The following is a 3,533-nucleotide window of genomic DNA, read 5'->3' on the forward strand; positions in this document are numbered from 1 at the left end:
CTGCCTGGCCTGCTCGGCGAGCGTCTTGTAGCGATCGGTGGTGATGACCCGCGCCGCCAGCCGCGACATCACCGCCGAGGTGTAGCCCGAACCGGTACCGATCTCGAGCACGCGGTTGCCCTGCTCGATAGCGAGCGCCGCGATCACCGCCGCCTGCATGTCGGCACCTTCGATCGCCTCGCCGCATTCGATCGGCAGCATACGGTCCGACCAGGCGATCTGATGGAACTGGGCCGCCAGGAAGCCGCGCCGCGGCGTCGCCTCGAAGGCGGCGATCAGCGCTTTCGGTACAGTCCCCCGACCGCGCAGACGCAGCAGAAAGGCGGCAAAACCTTCACGGTCATCGATCCCTTGGTTCATGCAAGCGCCTTGCTCAATTGGTCACGGATTTCATGCGCGGTCAGATCGAGCTGCAGCGGCGTCACCGACACCAGCCTGTTGCGCAAGGCGTAGAGATCGGTGCCTTGCTTGCCCTCGACCGGCTCGCCGCCGAAGCGCAGCCAGTAGTATGGCAGGCCGCGCCCGTCGCGGCGCTCGTCGACCCACAGGGAGTGCACGAGCTTGCCTTGCGTGGTGACCACCGTGCCGGCGACCTCTTCGGGCGTGCAATTGGGAAAATTGACGTTGAGCAGCACGCCGTCCGGCAACGGCGTCGCGACAAGCTTCTTCAGCAGCGCCGGCGCCAGCACCTCTGTCGTCTCGTAGGGCACGACGCGATCTTCGCCGACATAGCTGTAGCCCTGGCTGAGCGCGATCGAGCGGATACCGAGCAGCGCGCCTTCCATGGCGCCGGCGACGGTGCCCGAATAGGTGACGTCATCGGCGATATTGGCGCCCGAATTGATGCCGGACAGGATCAGGTCGGGTGCGCCAGGCAGGATTTTCTTGACGCCCATGATGACGCAATCCGTCGGCGTGCCGCGCACGGCGAAATGCTTCTCGCCGATCTTGCGCAGCCGCAGCGGCTCCGAGATCGACAGCGAATGCGCGTAGCCGGACTGGTCCTGCTCGGGCGCCACCACCCAGACATCGTCGGACAGCGTGCGCGCGACGCGTTCGAGCGACGCCAGGCCCTCGGCATGAATGCCGTCGTCATTGGTCAGGAGGATACGCATTATTTCGCTTCGATCTTTTCCAGGCCGCCCATGTAAGGCCGCAGCACTTCAGGAATGGTTACGCTGCCATCCTCGTTCTGGTAGTTTTCGATGACGGCGATGAGCGCGCGGCCAATGGCTGTGCCCGAGCCGTTGAGGGTGTGGACGAAGCGGTTGCCCTTGCCGTCTCTGTCCTTGTAGCGCGCGTCCATGCGGCGCGCCTGGAAATCGCCGCACACCGAGCAGGACGAGATCTCGCGATAGGCGTTCTGGCCGGGCAGCCAGACCTCGATGTCGTAGGTCTTGCGCGCGCCAAAGCCCATGTCGCCGGTGCACAGCGTCATGGTGCGGAACGGCAGGCCGAGCCGCTTCAGCACTTCCTCGGCGCATTGCGTCATCCGCTCATGCTCGGCAAGTGACGATTCCTGGTCCGTGATCGACACCAGCTCGACCTTGTAGAACTGATGCTGGCGCAGCATGCCGCGCGTGTCGCGCCCGGCCGAACCCGCTTCCGAGCGGAAGCACGGCGTCAGCGCGGTGTAGCGCAGCGGCAGTTTTTCATGCGCGGTGATTTCTTCACGCACAAGGTTGGTGAGTGGGACCTCGGCAGTGGGAATCAGGCCAAGCCTGCCCTCCCCGTGCGGCGTGAAGAACAGATCTTCCTCGAACTTCGGCAACTGGTTGGTGCCGAACAGAACATCGTCCTTGACCATCAACGGCGGGATGACTTCTTCGTAGCCATGTTCGGTCGTATGCAGGTCCAGCATAAACTGGCCGAGCGCACGTTCCATCCGGGCCAGTCCGCTTTTCAGCACCGTAAAGCGCGAGCCCGACAGCTTTGCCGCGCGCTCGAAATCCATCATGCCGAGCGCTTCGCCGATCTCAAAATGCTCCTTCACCCAGTTCGGCCGCGTCGGCACCTTGCCGACGAGGTGCTTGACGACATTGTCGTGCTCGTCCTTGCCGACAGGCACGTCGTCGAACGGCACGTTGGGAAGCACTGCCAGCGCATCGGTCAGCGCCTTGTCGAGCTCGCGTTCGCGCGCCTCGCCGTTCTGGATGAAGACCTTGATCTCGCCGACTTCGGATTTCAGCGTCTCGGCCAGGGCGGCATCGCCCGAACGCATGGCGTTGCCGATCTCCTTCGACGCGGCATTGCGGCGCTCCTGCTTGGTCTGCAGCTCGGTGACGTGCTCGCGCCGGGCCTCGTCCGAGGCGATCAGTCCGTCGACCATGGACTGCGCCTCACCGGCCGACCACGAGCGCTTCACCAGCGCCTCGACAAGGGCCTTCGGGTTGTCGCGAATCCATTTGATGTCAAGCATGGTTTGAAACGCTCCTGGGTAGCATGTCGCCCAAAAGTGCACAGCGATTTGGGACAACGACATGCTCAAAACAAAACTGAAACGCATCGCTTTGAGCGCGATGCGTTTCAGCCAGAGGGCGTAAACCGCATCCGGGATCGATGCAAGAGGACGGGGCGACGACTATGTTTTTCCGCCGCTGCAGCCGCTCTGTCGCCTATGAGGAGGCAGGTGCCGGGGGCTCGTCCGGTGCTTTGTCCGCCACCTCTTCCGCCGCGCCCTGCTTCTCGCGTGCCACGCGCTGCTTTTCCCGATCGCGCTCGATCAGCCGGGCAGCCCAGATGGACACCTCGTAGAGAAGGATGGTCGGGATGGCCAGGCCGATCTGACTCATCGGATCGGGCGGCGTCAGTATCGCCGCGACGACGAAGGCAATGACGATCGCCCATTTGCGCTTCTCGGCCAGTCCCTTGGACGAGAGCATGCCGACCCGTGTCATCAGGCTGGTCACCACCGGCAGCTGGAACACCAGGCCGAAGGAGAAGATCAGCGTCATGATCAGGCTGAGATATTCCGACACTTTCGGCAGCAGCGAAATCTGCACCTGATCGTCGGTGCCGGCCTGCTGCATGGCGAGGAAGAACCACATCACCATCGGCGTGAAGAAGAAATAGACCAGCGATGCGCCCATCAGGAACAGGATCGGCGATGCGATCAGGAACGGCAGGAAGGCGTTGCGCTCGTTCTTGTACAGGCCGGGCGCGATGAACTTGTAGATCTGCGTGGCGATCAGCGGAAAGGCGATCACCATGCCGCCGAACATGGCGAGCTTGACCTGGGTGAAGAAGAATTCCTGCGGCGCCGTGTAGATCAGCTCGACCTTGTGCGGATCGAGCCCTGCCCACTGCGTCGCCCATTTGAACGGCACGACCAGGAGGTTGAACAGTTTCTTGGCGAAGAAGAAACAGACCAGGAAGGCAACGAAGAAGCCGCCCAGCGACCAGATCAGCCGCCGGCGCAACTCGATCAGATGCTCCATCAGCGGCGCGGACGATTTCTCGATCTCGTCCTTTTCGGTGTCCGAAACGCTCACTTGGCGGCTCCCGCCGTCTTCTTGGCCACCGGCTTCTTCACC

General features: G+C 63.0%; 3 protein-coding genes and 1 pseudogene. All 4 read right to left on the bottom strand.

Annotated elements, in window-relative coordinates:
- A pseudogene (gene pcm / locus EN906_RS27010) lies at positions 1-360 on the bottom strand (protein-L-isoaspartate O-methyltransferase); the annotation flags it as partial.
- Positions 357-1,115, bottom strand: coding sequence for a 5'/3'-nucleotidase SurE (gene surE, locus EN906_RS27015; RefSeq protein WP_023812184.1), 759 nt, complete (start codon positions 1,113-1,115; stop codon positions 357-359). The gene surE and the pseudogene pcm, both read right to left, overlap by 4 nt.
- Complete coding sequence (serS, locus tag EN906_RS27020; RefSeq protein WP_127267600.1) at positions 1,115-2,419, bottom strand: serine--tRNA ligase; 1,305 nt, start codon at positions 2,417-2,419, stop codon at positions 1,115-1,117. The genes surE and serS overlap by 1 nt, the downstream gene beginning before the upstream one ends.
- A 196-nt stretch (positions 2,420-2,615) precedes the next feature.
- Complete coding sequence (gene tatC, locus EN906_RS27025; RefSeq protein WP_127267599.1) at positions 2,616-3,491, bottom strand: twin-arginine translocase subunit TatC; 876 nt, start codon at positions 3,489-3,491, stop codon at positions 2,616-2,618.
- Between the last annotated feature and the right edge of the window lie 42 nt (positions 3,492-3,533).

The organism is Mesorhizobium sp. M7A.F.Ca.CA.004.06.1.1 (genome assembly GCF_003999135.1).
In the GTDB taxonomy this organism is placed as follows: Bacteria; Pseudomonadota; Alphaproteobacteria; order Rhizobiales; family Rhizobiaceae; genus Mesorhizobium.

What these genes read in the sequence shown, in the direction of transcription:
- surE (WP_023812184.1), bottom strand. Translation starts at nt 1,115, where the DNA reads ATGCGTATCCTCCTGACCAATGACGACGGCATTCATGCCGAGGGCCTG.
- serS (WP_127267600.1), bottom strand. Translation starts at nt 2,419, where the DNA reads ATGCTTGACATCAAATGGATTCGCGACAACCCGAAGGCCCTTGTCGAG.